Origin of the sequence: Legionella nagasakiensis (genome assembly GCF_900639915.1) — a bacterium.
GTDB lineage: Bacteria > Pseudomonadota > Gammaproteobacteria > Legionellales > Legionellaceae > Legionella_A > Legionella_A nagasakiensis.
In genome coordinates this window covers 95,585-115,325 of the sequence record NZ_CAAAID010000004.1, presented here as the reverse complement: position 1 = coordinate 115,325, position 19,741 = coordinate 95,585, and the positions used below count along the sequence as shown (strand labels likewise).

Here is a 19,741-nt window from a genome sequence, read left to right as displayed (position 1 = left end):
TGAGAGTGAATTGACTAGATTGAAGATGCGTAGGTGATTAGAATAAGACGCATTCCCGCGTGTGGGGCGGGAATGCCGAAAAAGTGTTGCAGGAAATGGCTGCTTTACAAGGCTAATGCAGCGTCTCCACTCACCGCTTCTTCATTTAAGCCAGTGTTAATTTGTGCTTGAATGTCTTCCACCATAGCAACGGCGGCTGTTTTAGCCGGAGGCGCAAAAAAGAGATTGCTGTTGCGGCCAAGTGTGATGGCAAAGCCAAAACCATTGGCGATGGATTTCAGGAAATTAATGAAGCATTGTATGAGTTTTGGTTCTTTGGCCAAATCACCTTGTTTCGCAGCATCGACGGCTTCTACGCATTGTCGTTGGAAGGTTGCCCGCGTGTCTTTATCCAAGGGGTTTAGGTAAAACGTTTCAGCGTAACCTTGCAGTTCGGCAAGCAAATCATTCGCAGCAGTGTGGATCGAACGGTAGCGTGAATGTTGTGCAATCTTGTCTTCTAAGTCCAAAACATTGGCAGCAAGCGCACCTAACGCCGCTTGAACGGGTGCTTTAGCTTTGCTTTCGGTGCGTTCACGAGCTTCAGCTTCGGCGCGTTCACGAGCTTCAGCTTCGGCGCGTTCACGGGCTTCGGCTTCGGCACGTTCACGGGCTTCGGCTTCAGCGCGTTGTTGCTCTTTGTAACGTTGATCCAATTGAATACATAGCTCGGCAATTCTTCTATTTAATGCGTTAACTTGAGTCTGATGGCCTTCATCAGCAAATGTTCCAGTAGCATCCTCGCCAAGTTCCTCCTTGATTCTTTGCATAACCGCTACGAATTTTTTAGGCTCCTCCGTAATTTTTTCCATACTTGAAGCGCTTTCTGCAAGCTTTCTGATCGTAGCTTCTTTTACTCTTACATGTGCTTTAAATGCTTCTTGACCCAAGATTGGCTTTGGCATGATTGCTTCCTCTATATTTAATCGGTACATAAATAACGGCAAGCGATGGTAACATAAATTTAAATTATGTGTAAGTATTTTGTATTTGTTAGTATTTAAATAATCCTATTGTTAAATATAAAAGCAAATATGATGCTCAAGGATGATTTATTTGGGAAGAAATATCTGGGCCGTAGCCTGGTTACTATACAAAGCGGTAACCGGGTTTCTAGTATGGAGCTTATGAGCCCTGGATAGTGCGCTATCCAGGCTACAGATGGAGAATAGCCCATCCGAGGGAGGATGGGCGGGTTGAAACCAAGTTTTGCTTATAGTTCTGGTCGAGGACTTTCGGGTTCAACGTCAGGCGTCGTTAATTTGCCTTTGTTTATATCATCCCTTAAGCCTTTGAGTGCAGTGACGACAGGGGTATCGGTTTTAAACATGCGATCTTGATTGCTGGTAAAAAGACCAATTACCGCATTCAAACACTTCAGGACAGCGTTCTTAATTGCTTGAAGGACCGTAGGTGCTTTGGCCACATCCCCTTCTAATGCTTCATTAATGGCGCTTTCACATGCTGTTTTAAAACCAGCTATGTGAGCATTGTCTAAAGGAGCTTTCCGGTACTCTGTTGCTGCTGTATTTAACTGAGCATATATAGCTTGAGCGGCATCATGAATAGAGCGTTTTCTACCGGAATCTTGTGGTAGTGAAGCGATCATGGTTTGCAGTTGACCTAAGGCCGCATCGATTTTACTCATGACTACTTCCGTGCGTTTTTCTGCAACAAGGTTGCGTTCTTCGGCAACACGTTGTTGTTCGGCATAGCGTTCGCTTAAGCTGATACAAAGCGTAACAATTTCTTTGGTCTTGTCCCTAATTTTATTTTTTTGTTCGGATCTAACAAGTTCTATTTCAGCATGTATGCCAAGTTTATCTTGGATAATTGCATTAATTTCTTTAAAAGGTAAGGGCTTTTCGATAGGGCCTTCATGTTCAAGTTTTGCTTTGAGATTTTGTATTATTTCATCTCTTATACGTAAGTGTGCCTGATAAGCGTCTCTACGCTGTTGTTTGATTTTGGACATGATAGTTTCCTTTTAGTGGTTTGTATGTCCTTAGTTTAGTCATTGAAGCTTAAGGGAATATGAAGAATTTTGTTAAGAAAGTGTAAGGTTGGCGCTTTTTGTTATATATTTGAGCTGTTTTTATGGGATGAACGTTTGCATGTTGACTTATGCAATGCGCTTATAAAGGAGGAAAGCGGTAGCTGTCTAATTTTAATCCTGTTCAGATGGGTTATCGACGGCTGGTGGTGGGCAGTGGTGTTCGGCAATCACTTGGCCGCTGGCATCGATGGTTTGCAGGGTGATGGGGAATTTCCATAGCGTATGCAAATGTTTCAATACTTCCTGGGTTGCATTTCCCAAAGGAATCCGGTTTTGTTGCGTATATTGTAAGGTCAGAGTCCGGTCGCCTTCCATATTCACCGAATAAACCTGAATGTTTGGTTCCAGATTGCCAAGATTATACTGTCTGGATAAAGCTTCACGAATCAGTTGGTAGCCTTGTTCATTGTGAATGGCGCCGACAATGAGCTCTGGATGGCGGTCGTCATCCAGGATATGAAATAATTTCAGCTCACGGATAATCCGCGGTGATAAATATTGGGCAATAAAACTTTCGTCTTTGAAATTGCGCATGGCCGCATCAAGGCTTGTTAACCAATCGCTGTTGGCTAAGTGCGGAAACCATTGTTTATCTTCTTCTGTGGGGTTTTCGCAGATGCGTTTGATGTCTTGCATCATATGATAGCCTAAGGTATAGGGATTGATTCCTGAATAATAAGGACTATTGTAAGAGGGTTGCATGATGACGTTGGTATGGTTTTGTAATATTTCCAGCATGAATTCATCCGTCACCAACCCTTCATCATACAGCGCGTGCAGTAAGGTATAATGCCAAAAACAGGCCCAGCCTTCATTCATAACCTTGGTTTGACCTTGCGGATAAAAATATTGAGCAATCTTGCGCACAATCCGCACGATTTCTCGTTGCCAAGGCTTGAGCAGGGGAGCGTTTTTTTCGATGAAATAGAGGATATTTTCCTGTGGTTCTGCAGGAAAACGCTGCTGCGAGCAGTCTTGCGCAATTTCTTTGCTTTTAGGGATGGTGCGCCATAATTCGTTGACTTGCGATTGTAAATACATTTCCCGGTTTTGTTGGCGGATTTTTTCTTCTTGAATGGATAACGTCGTTGGATGTTTGTAGCGATCCACCCCATAATTCATCAAAGCATGGCAAGCGTCTAAAACAGACTCTACTTCATCGATGCCGTGGCGTTCTTCGCATTCACTGATGTAGTGTCTGGCAAAGACCAGGTAGTCGATGATGGCATCGGCTGAGGTCCACATTTTGAACAGGTAATTGTTTTTAAAAAAAGAGTTGTGCCCATAACAGGCATGCGCGATGACCAGAGCCTGCATGGCTATGGTATTTTCTTCCATTAAATAGGAGATGCAAGGATTAGAATTAATGACCAGCTCATAGGCCAGTCCCATTTCTCCTCGTTGGTAACTTTTTTCCACACCAACAAAATGCTTGCCGAAGGACCAGTGGTGATAACCGATGGGCATGCCGACAGAAGCGTAACAATCCATCATTTGCTCCGCCGAAATGACTTCAATTTGATTGGGGTAAGTATCCAACTTGAATGCTTGAGCGATGCGCGCAATTTCACGGTCATAATCGTGGATTAGGTCAAAGGTCCACTCAGCGCCGGTTGATAACGGTTTTTTTCTCATGCCGTCTTCCTTTTAAATAATTCACGAAATACCGGATAAATATCAGCAACGTCATCAATATTTTCCATGGCAAAATTGGAATATTGTTTACGTATCTGCTGATAGACTTCCCATAGGCTTTGATGATGGCGGGGCATGATTTCAATGTAGGCGAAATACTGCAGTAAAGGCATGATTTTTTCCTGCAGTAACTCCAGGCAATAAGGCGAGTCGGCATTCCAATTGTCGCCATCGGACGCTTGGGCAACGTAAATATTCCAGGCGGAAGGACTATAACGTGCTTCAATGATGCTGCTTAATAATTCAAGTGCGCTGGACACAACTGTACCGCCGGTTTCGCGGGAGTAGAAAAAGTCTTCCTCATTGACTTCTTTGGCTGACGTATGATGGCGGATAAAAACCAATTCAATTTTTTCATAATTTCTGGTGAGAAAAAGATAAAGCAATATAAAGAAGCGTTTGGCAATGTCTTTTTTAGGCTCATCCATCGAGCCCGAAACGTCCATGATGCAAAACATGACGGCTTGCGTGGACGGTGCAGGTACCCGTATTCGGTTGTTATAACGTAAATCCAGGGTATCAATGAAAGGAACGGCGTTAATTTTCTTTTTAAGAAATTCAATATCGCGTTGCAGGCGCAAGATATCCAATTGTTCAGCATGCGTGGAATTTTGCAGTCTTGTGAGTTCTTCTTCTGCAAGACGCAGTTGACGTTTGTACGATGAAGCTAAAGCAATTCGCCGCGCTGTTGCCTGACGCATGGAGCGCAGTATATTGATATTGGTTGGTGTGCCGCTGCTGGTGATGCCTGCCCGTATGGATTTAAAGGTATTAATACGCGCGAGTTCTTTCTTGACTAAATCAGGAAGTTCCAAATCTTCAAAATATAATTCCAGAAATTCTTCACGAGTTAATTGAAAGACAAAATCATCTTCTCCCTCGCCGCGATCACTGGCTTGGCTGCCGCCGCTACCGCCACCACCACCTGAAGGGCGTTTGATCCTATCACCGGTGCTAAATTCATCATTACCCGGTAAAACTCGCTCCACCTGCCCGCCGCGACCATGATGGAAACGTGGTTCCGATATGTCTTTGGCAGGAATAGAAATTTGTTCGCCTTGATCAATTTCAGTGATGCTGCGCCGTCCTACGGCATCGGATACGGCACGTTTGATATGGCTTTTGTAACGACGCAAAAAACGCTGACGATTGACGGTGCTTTTTTTGCCTGCATTTTGTCGTCGGTCAATCAATTGGCTCATGATTGCTTACCCTTTATTGTGATTTGCGCACTCGCAAATACCATTCAGAGAGTAATCGCACTTGTTTGGGCGTATAGCCTTTATCCACCATGCGGGCAATAAATTCCTCGTGTTTTTTGCGATCTTCTTCCGAGGCCTTGGCATTAAAGGAAATGACAGGAAGTAAGTCCTCGGTGTTGGTGAACATTTTTTTCTCTATAACCGTCCGTAATTTTTCATAACTGTTCCATTTTGGATTATGACCGCTGTTATTGGCTCGCGCTCGCAAAACAAAGTTCACCACTTCATTGCGAAAGTCCTTAGGATTTGAAATGCCCGCGGGTTTTTCAATTTTCTCCAATTCCAGATTGAGTGCGCTGCGGTCAAAAATTTCGCCCGTGTCTGGGTCGCGGTAATCTTGATCTTGAATCCAAAAATCGGCGTAGGTGATGTAGCGGTCAAAAATATTCTGTCCGTATTCAGAATAGGATTCCAAATAAGCGGTTTGAATTTCTTTACCAATGAATTCCACGTATTTAGGCGATAAAAACTCCTTAAGAAAGGCCAGGTATTTTTCGTGCGATTCCTGGGGAAACTGTTCTTGCTCAATCTGGCGTTCCAAAACATACAACAAATGCACGGGGTTTGCAGCAATTTCCGAATGGTCAAAGTTGAACACTTTGGAGAGAATTTTAAATGCAAAACGAGTGGATATACCATTCATCCCTTCATCAACCCCAGCAAAATCACGGTACTCTTGATAGGATTTCGCTTTAGGGTCTGTGTCTTTCAGGCTTTCGCCATTGTAAACGCGTAATTTGGAGTAAATGCTTGAGTTTTGTGGTTCTTTCAAGCGTGTGAGTACGGAAAACTGGGCCAGCATATCCAGGGTTCCTGGCGCACACGGTGCTTTCATGAGCGAACTGTTATCAATGAGTTTGCGATAGATTTTGATTTCTTCCGAGACTCTTAAACAATAAGGTACTTTGACAATATTGATGCGATCAATAAAGGCTTCGTTATTTTTATTATTGCGAAACGATTGCCATTCTGCCTCATTGGAATGAGCAAGAATGATCCCTTCAAACGGAATGGCCGATAGACCTTCAGTAGGATTGTAATTTCCTTCTTGAGTTGCAGTTAATAAGGGGTGTAAGACTTTAATAGGCGCCTTGAACATTTCCACAAATTCAAGTAAACCACGATTGGCACGGCATAATCCGCCTGAATAACTGTAAGCGTCTGGATCATCCTGAGAGAATTCTTCTAATTTACGAATATCTACCTTACCGACTAAGGAAGAAATGTCCTGATTGTTTTCATCTCCTGGTTCTGTTTTGGCCACTGCAATTTGCTTGATACGTGAAGGTTTAACTTTAATGACCCGGAATTGATTAATATCGCCATTATATTCATGCAGCCTTTTGATGGCCCAAGGTGACATGACGTAACGGAGACAGCGCTTGGGAATGCCAAAACGTTCAAACAGTAATTCACCGTCTTCGGCAGGATCAAATAAAGATAAAGGGGAGTCGAATACGGGTGATCCTTTAATGGCATAAAAAGGAACTTTTTGCATCAAATCTTTCAATTTTTCTGCAAGTGATGATTTTCCACCGCCGACGGGACCCAGTAAATACAACACTTGTTTGGTTTCTTCCAAACCCTGGGCTGCATGTTTAAGGAAACCGACAATTTGTTCAATAGGCTCTTCCATGCCATAGAAATCACTAAAGACTTCGTAACGTGGAATGACTTTATTAGAAAAAATACGTGATAAAACGGGATCATGGCGAGTATCCACCAGTTCGGGCTCACCAATGGCCATTAACAGGCGTTCAGCGGGATTGGCGTAGGCGGATGGGTCGTTGCTGCATAGCTCTAAATAGTCATTCAGAGACATTTCCTCTTCTTTATTATCAACAAAGCGGCGGGTATAATTGGCTAAAAAATCTTGTGTATTCATAACATCCCCTTATCACTTATCCCTGAGAAAAACACAGTATCATAAAAAACTTCATAAGTGTTAAATGCTTTATTTTCAAGCGTTTTTCCATGTTTACAACAAGTGAAGCGATGATTCCTTATTTTTTTAAGCACAGTTTTTTTCTTTGGGGGTTTATTGCTAAAACAGTAAACCTATCATTTACTTACAGTATAGTGCATTACCGAGTTTATATGAGGGATGTCGGCCTTTTTCCCTATTTCTTTAGATTTTCTACTAGGGGTTGTTGACAATTCGTTTTGCGAAGCGAAAATGTCGATTAATAATTAATCAACAGGAGTTAAGCGCATGCCAGAGACTACCATTTATCGGAAAGATTACCAGCCCTATGCGTTTGCTGTAGAGAAGGTGGATTTAGAGTTTGATTTATATGGCGATCATGCGGTAGTGATTAATCGCATGCAATTAAAGCGTCTGCGGCAAGGTGCTTTACGCCTGTATGGAGATGAGTTGGAACTTGTGGAGGTCAAACTTGATGGCCGTACCTTGGATAAAGGCGCTTACCAATTTGTTGAGCAAGATATTGTCATTGAATCCTGTCCGGATGCGTTCACTTTAACCATTGCGACCCGTATTTATCCTCAGAATAATACCAAGTTATCCGGCCTCTATCGAACGCATCGGCTGTTTTGTACTCAATGTGAGGCGGAGGGGTTTCGCCGAATGACGTTTTTCCCAGATAGGCCGGATGTGTTAAGCGTTTATACGACGCGTATTTGTGCGGATAAAGAAGCGTATCCTGTGTTGCTTGCGAATGGTAATTTGATTGACTCGGGTGAAGAAGAGGGTGGGCGGCACTGGACCGTATGGCAGGACCCTTTCAAAAAACCGTCTTATTTATTTGCATTGGTGGCGGGCAACCTTGTGGCCATCACCGATCAATTCGTGACCTCTTCTGGTAAAACGGTTGATTTGCGTATTTACGTTGAGCCAGGTAATGAAGATAAATGCGCGCATGCCATGCGTTCTTTAAAAAACGCCATGCGTTGGGATGAGAAAGAATATGGCCGGGAATATGATCTGGATATTTTTATGATAGTGGCTGTCAGTGATTTCAACATGGGGGCCATGGAGAATAAAGGATTGAATATTTTTAATTCCAAATACATTCTTGCGCGGCCAGATACCGCAACGGATCAGGATTATGCGGATATTGAAGGTGTGGTTGGCCATGAATATTTTCATAATTGGACAGGAAATCGTGTGACTTGCCGTGACTGGTTTCAGTTGAGTTTAAAAGAAGGGTTGACGGTTTTTCGTGATCAAGAATTTTCTCGTGATATGAATTCTCGTGATGTAAACCGTATTATGGATGTCAAGGTATTAAGGAATACTCAGTTTCCTGAGGATGCAGGCGCTATGGCTCATCCTGTACGGCCAGAATCTTACCAGGAAATCAACAACTTCTATACAGCCACGGTATATAATAAAGGCGCAGAAGTCATTCGCATGCAGCAGACGTTGCTTGGTAAAGAAGGTTTTCGTCGCGGGATGGATTTATATTTTCAACGCCATGATGGCCAGGCGGTGACGATTGATGATTTTGTTGCGGCCATGGAAGATGCTAATGAGGTTGATCTTAGTCAGTTCAAGCGCTGGTATAGCCAAGCCGGAACGCCAGAAGTGACCGTTGAGTCGGATTATCATCAGGGAAGACTGACTTTAACCTTGAGTCAGGTTTGTCGCCCTACGTCCGAGTGTCAGGATAAGAAACCGTTTCATATTCCTGTAAGGATCGCGCTGTTTGATGCAAAAGGGCATGCATTGCCGCTTGCACAGGATGTTTTAGAATTGTGCGAGAAAAAACAATCGTTTCATTTTGATGGGCTGCAGGACACCCCTCTCGTGTCATTGCTGCGTGATTTTTCCGCACCGGTTTCGTTACAGTTTAAGCAAACCGAGCAGGAACTCATGGCGTTACTCCGGCATGAAACGGATGGGTTTGCCAAGTGGAATGCGGCGCAACGTCTCGCGCTGAATCATCTAACTTGTTTTTATCAAGCAAGTATGCAGGAATGGAAATTATCTGCCGAATTAACAGCAGCCTATCAGCATGTCTTGGACGATGATTCCTTGGATATGGCTCTTCGTGCTGAATTATTAATGCCGCCGGGTTTTGAAGACGTCATTGCCTATTTAACTCGCGTTGATGTGAGTCGAGTGGAAGCGGTGCGTGATTGTTTTCGTGCACAATTGGGCAGCCATCTTTTTGCTGCAGCTCATGAACATTATCAATCGTTATGGCAGCAGGAAGATCATGCGATGCATGGCGTTGCTTATGGACGGCGCAAGTTACGTAATAGTTGTCTTTGGTTGATGATGAAAGCAAATGAGGACGAAAGTTTGCCAATTTGTCAGCAGCAATTTTCTCGTGCTCAAACAATGACGGATCAGGTGGCAAGCCTTGCATTGTTGATAAACTGTTCTCAAGAGAAGATACGCTTGCAAGCGATTGAAACATTTTATAATCAATGGGCGCAAGAGGAGCTTGTATTAGATAAATGGTTTGCACTGCAGGCGACTTGTGAATTATCGGATACTTTATCAAGGGTACAGGCATTATTGTCTCATCCGGCGTTTAACATTAAAAATCCAAATAAAGTTCGTGCTCTGATAGGCGCTTTTTGTCAGGGAAACCCTCGACATTTCCATGCGCCTGATGGTAGTGGTTATGCTTTTTTAAGTGAGATGCTGCTTAAAATGGATCGCTTGAATCCTCAGATTGCTGCCAGGCTTGCTACCCCATTCACGCGTTGGCAACGTTTGGATGAGGTAAGGCAAGGATTGATAAAAGAACAGCTTGAATGTCTGGTAGCAAAGGATTTATCTCGTGATCTCCGTGAACTGGTGAGTAAAAGTCTTGAGTCGCAATAAGCCTATTTTACCTGAGCGTTATGCGGTTATGGGAAATCCCATTAGCCATAGTCTATCGCCTATGATTCATCAAAAATTTGCCGAGCAAACAGGCCACACGTTGGTTTATGAGCGCATTTTGATTGATGAGTTGACTTTTGAACAACAAGTTCATGAGTTTTTCCGCAAAGGTGGCAAAGGATTAAACATTACCTTGCCCTGTAAGCAGCGTGCTTTTGCCATGAGTGAAGAAATCACGGTGCGCTGCGGCCAGGCAGAAGCCGCCAATACCTTATGGATGCGGCAGGGGAAGCTGCATGCGGATAACACGGATGGCATTGGTTTGCTGCGTGATTTGTACCGTTTGACCTCATTAGAAAACAAGTCGATTCTTGTGATTGGTGCTGGTGGCGCGACAAGAGGTATTTTGGCTCCTTTATTGTCGATGCATCCGGCAAAATTAACCGTGGTTAATCGCACAATGGCAAAAGCTGAAGCGTTAAAAAAAGAATTTGCGCAGGTAGATTGCTGCGAGTTTGCTGAATTAAACGCGCCTTATGATGTGGTTATTAATGCGACGTCTTCCAGTTTGCAAGGTCAGAATTTACCGATTCCTCCCTTGGTGATGAAGGCTCGACCTTTTTGCTATGATTTGGCCTATCAATTAAAAGGCGACACTTCATTTGTTGGTTGGGCGCGGCAACAAGGCTGCCTGGCCTCAGATGGATTAGGAATGTTGGTTGAGCAGGCTGCGGAAGCGTATTTCATCTGGCATGATGTGATGCCAGATGCCTTAGCGGTTCTTAAGGCGTTGTACCGCGCTTGATAAGCTATTGGTTAACTGAAGAACGCCTGAATGGCTGCTTCCGATGCTAGAGTATCATGATACCCCAAGTCGATTAATTCGCACGTAAATTCCTTTTCGAAAAGCAAAAAGCTTAATAAATCTCCAGAGTGACTCTGCGCGCCTAAAACATTCAGTAAAAAACGCAGTAAGCCTGGCATCGCTTGATACTGGGCCTGTGCGATGGCGGCAATGTCAACGCTGGGACGCAGGTGCAGCGTTTCAATCGGCCGCCATGGTGAGTGGCGTTTTTTCCACATGGACAATAGCCGCGCTATGTCATTCATGCGATTGACCAGTTCAATATCACGGTCAAGATTATCAAGGAAAAGACCATTTAACATGTTACCCAAAATATGAGCAAATCCAATGTCTCCATTCCGGAGTTTTTCCGGGTTCATGAAAACGGGCAACTGACGGGTCCCCAAAATGAGGATTTTTTCAACGTTAAAACGTACCGCACCACGCAAAGGTGCAACCAGTCCCATGCTGCCATCACCGTAATGAAATCCATTAATTTTAACAGTTGGGAAGAAAAGAGGTAAGGCGCTTGAGGCCAGGATATGCTCCATGTCTATTTCCACCCGTTGACTGATATGGCGTGGGTAATGCCAGTCGTCAAATTCAGGCTCATTGTGCTGATAAAAGGAAATGGTTTGTTGAGTTTCATAACAATTGCTGATGACTTCCATGGTTTCCAAATGATGATTGGCAATATTGGCTTTGATGTCAGCAAAATTAATGTTCTCATTAATGAAAGTATGCAGCGGTGTTGTATCCAGCAAATGCCCAGTTTGTCGTTGCTTGATAATCAAGTGGCTTATATTTCGGACCACAGATTTCCCTAATTCATAATTGCTGGTGTTAAAAATATTTTGACAGCGAATTTCACGCCACAATGTTTCAAGTTTTTCAATGCCCGCCGGAAAATCATCGGCATGTTGGGCGATGATCGAAGCATTGATGCTGCCAATACTCACACCGCTTACCATGTCAAATGGCAGGGTTTTTACCTGCAAAATTTGGGCTATGGCTTTTAATACGCCGGCTTGATAGGCACCTCGTGCCCCACCTCCGGCTAAATAAAGCGCTTTCTTTGCCATAGTGATTCATTTATTGGTTAAAGGATATGGAAAAATATAGCAGGACTTACGAAAAACCCCAATCGCTTTATTGAAAAGTTTATTTTATCTTATTCAACAACATGAGATTTTCTTATATAGTAATTTTTTTTAAGACAGGGGTGTCTAGGTGACTAAAACACTGTCAGAGGACCAACAACAAGCCTTGCTGCAACAATTAATACAGATGCAAGAGCCCATTCATTTTAAGGCGGAGCCGCAAAAACGACGCTCCAAAGTATTGACAAACTTGCGGCAGCTGCCATTGGTTTCAGATATAGGACATCACATTGCTGAAAGTGGTGTTGAAGTGACTCATTTGAGTGAGATTGAAGGCGTGTTCCGTCATACGGAGCACACAGCAAAATCTTTATCAAGTGGTTTTCATCTAGCGGCCTTAGTGTTTGGTGTGATTGATTTTGTACGTATACCAGCTATTTATCTTTCCTCTTGGATGATGGGTGAATCCATTCCTGTCTCATTGTCTAAAAATGCACGCTGGTTTTATGCGTCGGCATTAATTGGCTTAGCCATCACCGCTTTGGCTGTTCCTGTTGCTGCTATGCCTATTGCATTAGCTGGCGCATTTCTTGGTTTAGGTGTAAGCCTGCTTAGTTTAGGTAAATTTTATTATCGTAAAATTCAGTTGCAGGAAGAACTGATAAAAGTCATGCAGGAGCTGGCTGAAAAGGGAAAAGTGTTGAGTTCATTGCAGAAAGAAGCTTCAGAGACAGAAAGTCATTTGCGCCAGGCATTCGATGAAGGGGATGTTGAGAAAATTAAAACATTATCTGCCGGCGTTATAGTTATGCAGCAAGAATTTGATACGCTTAAAGCTCAGTTACAAATATTGCATGGCCATAAAGCAGTTATCGAGAAAAAACAACTTAAACGCCGTACTCTTGGTTTTGTTGATAAAGTAATCGGTGTTGGACTGGCTTCTCTGACGGTGATTGGAGTTGTCTTGTCATTATTTTCTCCACCAGTCGGGGTAGGGATTTTGGCGGCTAGCGCCATAGCAGGCGGCGCCTATATTTTAGGAAGGGCGACCTACCCTATCGCAAAAAAATGGTGGCAAGGACGCAGTGAAAAACTAGAATCTACCTCAGAAAAGAAAGAGATCCCTCCATCGATGAAGAATGAACATGAGTCATTCGATTCAACTGAAGAAAACAAACCATTTGAGGAAATGAATCGCAACTTCACAGAACCTGAAAAAATTCATGAATCTACCAGTGATTTCATGCAGCAATTGGGATTAAAAGAAACAATTCTGCCGCATGAACAAATACAGGAAAATGATAAGTTAGTGATTCATCGAGGACAAAGATCATTACAAGAAGCATTGGCGGATTTAAAACATACAAACGCCGAGACTTGCCCAGAGGAGGAAGATAGTCGGGAGGGTGAAGCTATCCACTTGTAAACATAATATATAGTTGTGCTTTGTCCTAAAGTATTATAAGTTGAAGTATCGCCTTCATGGAATGAGGGAACGTCATGCTTGCTTTGCTTCGTGACCAGCCGCGTGCTTTCTATATGATTTTTATGCTGGAAATATGGGAGCGGTTTGGTTATTACACGGTGCAAGGCATTCTCACTCTTTATTTCATCCGATTTTTGGGATTCGATGATCGGATTGCCTATTATACGTTTGGGGCTTTTTCTGCATTGGTCTATGGCATGGTTGCCCTTGGTGGTTATCTTGGCGATAAGGTGCTTGGTACAAAACGAACCATTGTGCTTGGCCTGATTACCCTTGCTACGGGTTATTTAGCCTTGGCTTTAGTTGACCGACAGCGTGTTTTTTGGGCGTTAGGGTTAATTTGTGTCGGCAATGGATTGTTTAAAGCAAATCCATCGAATTTGTTAGCCAAATGTTATGACGAACAAGATCATCGGTTACACGGTGGTTTCACTTTATATTACATGGCTGTTAATCTTGGTTCCACGGCAGCTTTGTTTATTGGTCCGACCCTATCCACAAAATATGGTTATTCTTATGCTTATCTAGCGAGTTTTTTGGGATTGTTGTTAGGACTCGCCAATTACTGGTTTCAACGCCAACATATTGCCGATATAAAAACCTATGCTGACAGTAAATCCATTTCCTTATGGCAGTGGAACTTGATTATTCTTGGTATAGTGGTTGCGACTAAAGCTTCGGCCTATCTCTTGCAGCATGTCATGATCGCCCAAGATATCGTGTGGGGAATCATCTTTATGGTGGTGGTGATCTATTTTATCTACATGCGCCGGGAAGAGAAACGGATTGCTCTACGTATGGTATTGGCTTTAATTCTCATGCTGGAAGCGGTGGTCTTTTTTGTGCTCTATCAACAAATGCCTACTTCACTCAATTTATTTGCCGTTAATAATGTTCATGCCTCTCTGTTTGGTGTTCCCATTGATCCACAGAGTTTCCAGGCGCTTAATCCTTTATGGATTATTCTGATGAGTCCGGTTCTGGCCATTGTGTATGAAAAACTTTACCGTCGAGACATTTCTTTTCCAACCCCCTACAAATTTGCATTGGGAATGACGTTTTGCGGCTTAAGTTTTACCATTTTGTATTTTGCTCGTTTCATCCATGATGACTTGGGTATCGTATCTTATTGGTGGCTCGTTGTGAGCTATTTTTTACAAAGTGTTGGGGAGTTGCTGGTGTCTGCTTTAGGCGTGGCTATGGTGGCAGAATTAGTGCCTGGACAAATTGCCGGTTTTGTCATGGGTATGTGGTTTCTCACTCCTGCCGTTGCCGGGTTTATAGGGGCTTATGTTGCTTCTTTTTCCGCACTGCCTAAGTCTTTACATCCAGGCGTTGAATCCTTAATGATTTATACTCAATTGTTTGCCTACATTGGGCTGGTTACTTTAGCCATTGCGCTGCTATTATGGCTGATTTCTCCTTATTTAACCCGTCTTATGAATCGATAGCTTGTTATTGTGAAGAAATCACTACGTTTTTAACAAGCGCTTACCAAGAAAACAACATTAAAAAAGATCAGTGTTACAGCAAAAAAATGCAGGAACATCCAAGTTCAAAAATTGTTGTTTTTTCTCAATTAATACTCAGTTAATAAATTTTGTTTAAAATGGGCATATAAATTGATTTTAATGCTCAAACCTTTTCAAAAAGGAACATTAATGAAACCAATCACTCTTAGTGAACATTCAAAGCAATTAATCAATCAATTGCCTTCATTGATTGATGATGCTGTATTACGTGAGTGGCAGAGTCTGGATACCATTGATCGGAGTGCATTGATTGCCTGGCTTAAGCAAAGCAATCAGGATAAAAAATCTCGCTTTTTACTTGAATCTCTGCGAGCTTCTTTGCTGAAAGATTTAAGCGATTCTTTTTTATCGGATGAAAAGAAAGATAATAAAAAAGAACAGCCCGCTCCCTGGTATCGTAAAGCACAATTTGGATTATTGGCTTTTGCCGGTACAGCGCTTGCGGTGTGCGAGGGATTTGACGGCATTGCTTCTATATTGGGTTTATTTAGCAGTGTGCCAGTTTATGTCGTTTTTGCAGCAGGATTGGCTTTTTCTCTACTGTCCGTGGTTGTTTTTTATGGATTTGATTTGATTGAGGTTTCTAAAAATCTTGGTGTGAAACTACGTCATTCCCCTGCCTTGCTTGATGTATTATTGGAACAAATCCAGCAAATTAAAGCATTACGCAAAAAAATCGATGCTTGTTATGCAAGTGCAACAAGTCTTGAGGATTTACAGGCGATGCGCGACATGATAGCCATGCTGGAACAACGCTATCAAGATTTGGATGATGCACGGGCGTCATACAAGCAGTCACTTCATAATCCTTATTTAAGGGCGTTGAAAATATCGATGGCTGCCGCTACGGGTGTATTATTTTTTGGTGGCGGTTTTTTTGCCGGCCAGTCTTTGGCAATGCTGGCTGTCTCTACTTTTTTTGCTACGTCGGTGGCTGCTACTTTTTGGCCAGTTATTGCCGTCAGTGTGGCGATTGGTCTGGCTGCCTTCAGTATTTATTGGTTTGTGGAGCGTCCAGGACTTGAAAATCTTGTGGGTCGTTGGTTTGGATTAGATAAAGAAAAAATTGATGTTTTGGCAGACGAAGAGGAAGTTAAAAAGCAGCAGAATAAGCTAACTGCACTGGACAAAAAAATTGCCGCAAGACTGGAATCTCAGACCCAGTTGGGGACCATGCATCAAAAACTGGAACGATTGGAGCGAACGGCAGAAGTGCTGCCATTCCGCGGTGGTGTGGAAGCCTCTCGCGAGCGCCATGATGTTAGCGTTGGCACAAATCGTTACCGTTTCCTTAAACGCTCACACTCAGAGGGTGACTTACCTTCATGGGCGGCTGCGTTCACCCTATCAAATACCTAGAATGTTTTTGACAAAGGGAATTGTAATTTTCCGTTGAGCCATGAGAGAGGCTTCATCTAAGCGATTGAGTAAGGCCAATAGGTCATGCATATTGCGTGCACAACGATTAAGCAGAAATTGTCCTACATTGAATGGTAAATCAAAGCCACGTTTATTAGCACGTATTCTTAATGTCTGGATTTTGTCTTCGTCATTTAATTCATTGATCTGAATAACCAGTCCCCATCCTAATCGTGAGCGAAGGTCTGGGAGATGAAGTGGAAGATTCGCTGGTGGGGTCTTACCGGTAATAATGAGTATGGTTTGGTCGTTATCTCGGACACGATTATAAAGATGGAATATCGCTTCTTCCCACTCTTTGTTACTGGCGATGATATCAATGTCATCGATGGCAACTAGGGTTTGCCCGTCAATCCCGTCGATTACTTGTGGTCCCCATTCGTGCAGATGACTTAAGGGAAGATAAATGATGGTGTGGGCAGAATTCACAGCTTGGCAGCAACCTTGTAAGAGATGAGATTTTCCACTTCCAGAACCACCCCATAGGTAGAGCATGCGCTCACCAGAGTTGTACAGGATATTTTGCAATTGCTGGCGCAGCAGATCATTACCTCGCCAACAAAAATCTGAAAGCGTTGCTTCGTCATTCAACTGGATAGCTAAAGCTAATTGTTGGTTCATTTGGCTTAGGGGTTGCTTGAGCACGCTTTTTTTCCCCAGGTCCATACGTAATCAATAAAACTCCCAGCCGTTGTGACGGCAGTCAGCAGGATGAGTGTTTCGATAAAATATGGAATGAATTTAATAAAGGCAAGCTCGAATAGACATAAAGTGACTAAGGTCAATTGAAAAACGGTATTGAGTTTACTTAAACGCGTTGGCGCAAAATCAAGTTTTCGTTGAATAAACCAGAACCAGGCAATGACTCCTAATGAAATGGTTACATCACGTAAAAAAACCAAGAGAACCAACCACCATGGCAATAGCCCAATCAGTGCTAATGAAATAAAACTGCATGCTATTAGCAATTTATCTGCCAGTGGATCAATAAAAGAGCCGAAGGTGCTTTGCCAATGAAAATGTCTGGCTAGCCAACCATCTAAACCATCGGTAACGCCAGCGATAAAAAAAATATAAAAAGCGTGAACATACTCTTGTTGATACAAAAATATTAAAAAGGGTGCTATTAATAGCAAACGGGAAATGGTTAGTGCATTGGGTAGGTATCGTAGCATCATGGGCTTAATCGGTCATTTATAATACCCGCTCCTGGATTATCTGGCAGAGGAGTATGGGCAACGTCCCTAAAGTTTTTCCAGTAGGCCAAGCGATATAGTTATGCCAAGTTTATACAATACTGCGTCTGCTGTCACGTTGTTAACAATAAGGTGCGTAAATCCTTGTCAAGATTAATATAGGTAATTAAGGTGCTACTTTAGGAGAGGATGTTCGAGCCGCTTCTTCCTGCAAATACACGTCTTCTTCGGAAACATCTGACTCAATGATATCCCAAGCAATCCGGTCCTTGTCCATCATAATATCCATGCATTGGTCACCAGTAGTCTTAAAAGAGCTGATGATGCAAGCGAATGTTGGGGGCAATTGAAAATATGTGTTGCAAGCTGGCTTGACGAAATCAATTAATGCGTTGACTTCTCGTTCAGTTCCTGAGACTAATAATTCTCCATCTGCATCCACCTGACGTCTCTCTCCTCCCATGATGATGAGTTTATCCAGAGTTAATGTTCTATCAAGCGTACCACCTAACTGTGTTCTTGCTTCATGTTCGATATCCTCTATTAATTCAAAAATTTCATCCATTGCTGAATCTTCACTGCCATCAAAATCGGCAGGAAATCCTGACCAATGATGCATGCCGATAAAAGAATGGCTTTTATCTCGTCCATAAAACATGAAGCACAAGCAGGTTGAAACACCTAAGGTTTTTAAGATTTCGTTGCCGCGTTTAATCCATTGGAAACGGCATTCATTCATTTCAACTAGTGTAGGGGGCATCGTTTTGGTTCCTCTTTAAGTGTTTAGCTCGGCACAGGCATTGTTCGTTCATCTTTTCGTATCATGGTCGCTAAATCGCCGGTGGAACGAGTTCTACGCAATCGTTTTGCCAACGGGGCATTAAACATTGGTCCCTGTTCTGCGGGTGGTTGTGGTTGATGTTTTTGCTGCCGAAGATGGGGCGATGGTTTGAGGATTTGTAAAACTTTTGCCGGGCTGCTGGCGCTAGAACTTAGAGCGTCCAGCGTTTCAGTAATGGCCTGTCGGCGTATGTCAAGCTCTCTTTCTTGCCGTTCCAATGCTTTTTCACGTGCTGATAACTCAGCTTCACGTTGGTCCAGGTATCGTTGTTTTTGTTCTAGTTTTAGGAAGCTGCTTTGATTGGACGGTCTAGGTGGTTCTGAGTGATGTGCTATCTCAATGCTTTGAAGTTTTTTTTGCAATTGCTGGGCTTGCCTCTCGTAAATGGTACTCAATACGGATTTTTTAGCTAATGAAACTAATGAAATGAAGACGATACAGCCTATCATAATAATGAGATTTGGTGGGAAAAAAGACCAGATACCAATGGCAATCGTGGTTAATATGGCTGCGGTGAATTTAATCCCTACGGATTTTAAGGCACGCTTGTGCAGATTTTTGGCGCGCTCATATTCAGCGAGACGCTCCCAATGATGTTCATCTTTCTGTGGTACTTCGAGTGTTTTTAATGCTTGGCGAGATTTGAAAAAATTATAAACACTCTTAAAGACGTCAATACTTGAACTTAAAACAAACAGCATTGCAGCGGGCAGGCACATTGCACCGCCTGCCGTATAAGAAAGAAAATAAGCCGTTATATTTAAGCCTGCAGTTAATGTTTTAAAAAAAAGGGAGTTTAATTTGTGGGAAGTGGTTGTGGTACCATTGGTGAAGGTTCTATACCAACTAAAGCTTAAAGTTAACCCATTGTAGATCATACCTAGCAAGGGAATATTTTTTAATAAAGAAAATGTTTTTCCGAGCCAGTCAATCATGAGGGGAAATGTGCGGCTTAGCCAGCTGGAAAACGCTTCAATATACTTTTTGTTGAAATGAAAAAAAACACCTAAGCTGGCGCTTAGAAGAGCGCCAATAGTAAAAATAAGAGCCCAATTGCGTTTGGGATTGGTATTTTCTATGAGTCTTAACAAATAGCCAACGTGATGATGACCATTATGATAAAGATTGATTAATAATTCATGAAGATTTTTTGATTTATCTAAAACTTTTTCATATTCGCCATGCTTATTTCCTGGTTTTGCTTTGTTAACATGGAGACTTTTCAGGATGGCAAGAGTAAATGGATCGTCTGATTTTAATTCAATGGCTTTATATAAATCTTTGCAGCCTGTTTTTAATTCTGCGCACGCCGTCTCAAGACGCACACGAACGACGCCAAGAGGTTCGCCTTGCAGGTAATTTAAGACAATCATTTTTAAATTGTCTGCTTCGTTGCGGCTAAGCTTGACCATGTTGCATCGCTTAAGAATGAAAATAAAAGGGCAATTTTAACAAAAACACACAAAAACCTCT

The 19,741-nt window shown here is 42.7% G+C and carries 15 protein-coding genes; 5 read left to right on the top strand and 10 right to left on the bottom strand.

Annotated elements, in window-relative coordinates:
* Window positions 1-104: 104 nt before the first annotated feature.
* The 5 genes from E1O52_RS04950 to E1O52_RS04930 all read right to left on the bottom strand — a co-directional run bounded on the left by E1O52_RS04950 (window position 105) and on the right by E1O52_RS04930 (window position 6,937).
* Window positions 105-944, bottom strand: a complete 840-nt coding sequence (locus E1O52_RS04950) for a hypothetical protein (RefSeq protein WP_133127599.1) — start codon at window positions 942-944, stop codon at window positions 105-107.
* 308 nt (window positions 945-1,252) lie between these two features.
* Window positions 1,253-2,014 carry a hypothetical protein gene (locus tag E1O52_RS04945; RefSeq protein ID WP_133127598.1) on the bottom strand — a complete coding sequence of 254 codons (762 nt, stop codon included), beginning with the start codon at window positions 2,012-2,014 and terminating at the stop codon, window positions 1,253-1,255.
* A 192-nt stretch (window positions 2,015-2,206) separates the two neighbouring features.
* Window positions 2,207-3,730 carry a SpoVR family protein gene (locus E1O52_RS04940; RefSeq protein ID WP_133127597.1) on the bottom strand — a complete coding sequence of 508 codons (1,524 nt, stop codon included), beginning with the start codon at window positions 3,728-3,730 and terminating at the stop codon, window positions 2,207-2,209.
* Entirely contained in the window at window positions 3,727-4,992 is a 1,266-nt protein-coding gene (locus tag E1O52_RS04935; RefSeq protein ID WP_133127596.1) for a YeaH/YhbH family protein, read from the bottom strand. Before E1O52_RS04935 ends, E1O52_RS04940 begins: the two co-directional genes overlap by 4 nt.
* A 13-nt stretch (window positions 4,993-5,005) precedes the next feature.
* Window positions 5,006-6,937, bottom strand: a complete 1,932-nt coding sequence (locus E1O52_RS04930) for a PrkA family serine protein kinase (protein ID WP_133127595.1) — start codon at window positions 6,935-6,937, stop codon at window positions 5,006-5,008.
* A gap of 327 nt (window positions 6,938-7,264) precedes the next feature.
* Here E1O52_RS04930 and pepN point away from each other — a divergent pair, with 327 nt between their 5' ends.
* On the top strand, window positions 7,265-9,850 hold the full coding sequence (gene pepN, locus E1O52_RS04925; RefSeq protein WP_133127594.1) for an aminopeptidase N: 2,586 nt from the start codon (window positions 7,265-7,267) through the stop codon (window positions 9,848-9,850).
* Window positions 9,837-10,655 (top strand): shikimate dehydrogenase, encoded by an 819-nt coding sequence (aroE, locus tag E1O52_RS04920; protein WP_278043925.1) that lies wholly within the window; start codon window positions 9,837-9,839, stop codon window positions 10,653-10,655. Before pepN ends, aroE begins: the two co-directional genes overlap by 14 nt.
* 11 nt (window positions 10,656-10,666) lie before the next feature.
* On the opposite strand, the gene E1O52_RS04915 is transcribed toward aroE, so the two are convergent.
* Window positions 10,667-11,776 (bottom strand): patatin-like phospholipase family protein, encoded by a 1,110-nt coding sequence (locus E1O52_RS04915; RefSeq protein WP_133127593.1) that lies wholly within the window; start codon window positions 11,774-11,776, stop codon window positions 10,667-10,669.
* Window positions 11,777-11,924: 148 nt separating this feature from the next.
* On the opposite strand from E1O52_RS04915, the gene E1O52_RS04910 reads away from it, so the two are divergent.
* The 3 genes from E1O52_RS04910 (at window position 11,925) to E1O52_RS04900 (ending at window position 16,171) form a co-directional block, all read left to right on the top strand.
* On the top strand, window positions 11,925-13,220 hold the full coding sequence (locus tag E1O52_RS04910; protein ID WP_133127592.1) for a hypothetical protein: 1,296 nt from the start codon (window positions 11,925-11,927) through the stop codon (window positions 13,218-13,220).
* 74 nt (window positions 13,221-13,294) lie between these two features.
* Window positions 13,295-14,731: an oligopeptide:H+ symporter gene (locus tag E1O52_RS04905; protein ID WP_133127591.1), complete on the top strand. Its 1,437-nt coding sequence runs from the start codon at window positions 13,295-13,297 to the stop codon at window positions 14,729-14,731.
* Window positions 14,732-14,941: 210 nt separating this feature from the next.
* Complete coding sequence (locus tag E1O52_RS04900; protein WP_133127590.1) at window positions 14,942-16,171, top strand: TraB/GumN family protein; 1,230 nt, start codon at window positions 14,942-14,944, stop codon at window positions 16,169-16,171.
* On the opposite strand, the gene hda is transcribed toward E1O52_RS04900, so the two are convergent.
* The 4 genes from hda to E1O52_RS04880 form a co-directional block, all read right to left on the bottom strand.
* Window positions 16,160-16,852, bottom strand: a complete 693-nt coding sequence (gene hda / locus E1O52_RS04895; protein WP_133127729.1) for a DnaA regulatory inactivator Hda — start codon at window positions 16,850-16,852, stop codon at window positions 16,160-16,162. The two genes, E1O52_RS04900 and hda, sit on opposite strands and share 12 nt — an antisense overlap.
* A 5-nt stretch (window positions 16,853-16,857) precedes the next feature.
* Window positions 16,858-17,409, bottom strand: a complete 552-nt coding sequence (locus tag E1O52_RS04890; protein ID WP_133127589.1) for a CDP-alcohol phosphatidyltransferase family protein — start codon at window positions 17,407-17,409, stop codon at window positions 16,858-16,860.
* A 184-nt stretch (window positions 17,410-17,593) separates the two neighbouring features.
* The gene (locus E1O52_RS04885) at window positions 17,594-18,187 is read right to left on the bottom strand and encodes a hypothetical protein (protein ID WP_133127588.1); all 594 of its coding nucleotides are present in this window, start codon (window positions 18,185-18,187) and stop codon (window positions 17,594-17,596) included.
* Between the two features lie 23 nt (window positions 18,188-18,210).
* Window positions 18,211-19,680, bottom strand: a complete 1,470-nt coding sequence (locus tag E1O52_RS04880; RefSeq protein WP_133127587.1) for a hypothetical protein — start codon at window positions 19,678-19,680, stop codon at window positions 18,211-18,213.
* Window positions 19,681-19,741 lie beyond the last annotated feature (61 nt).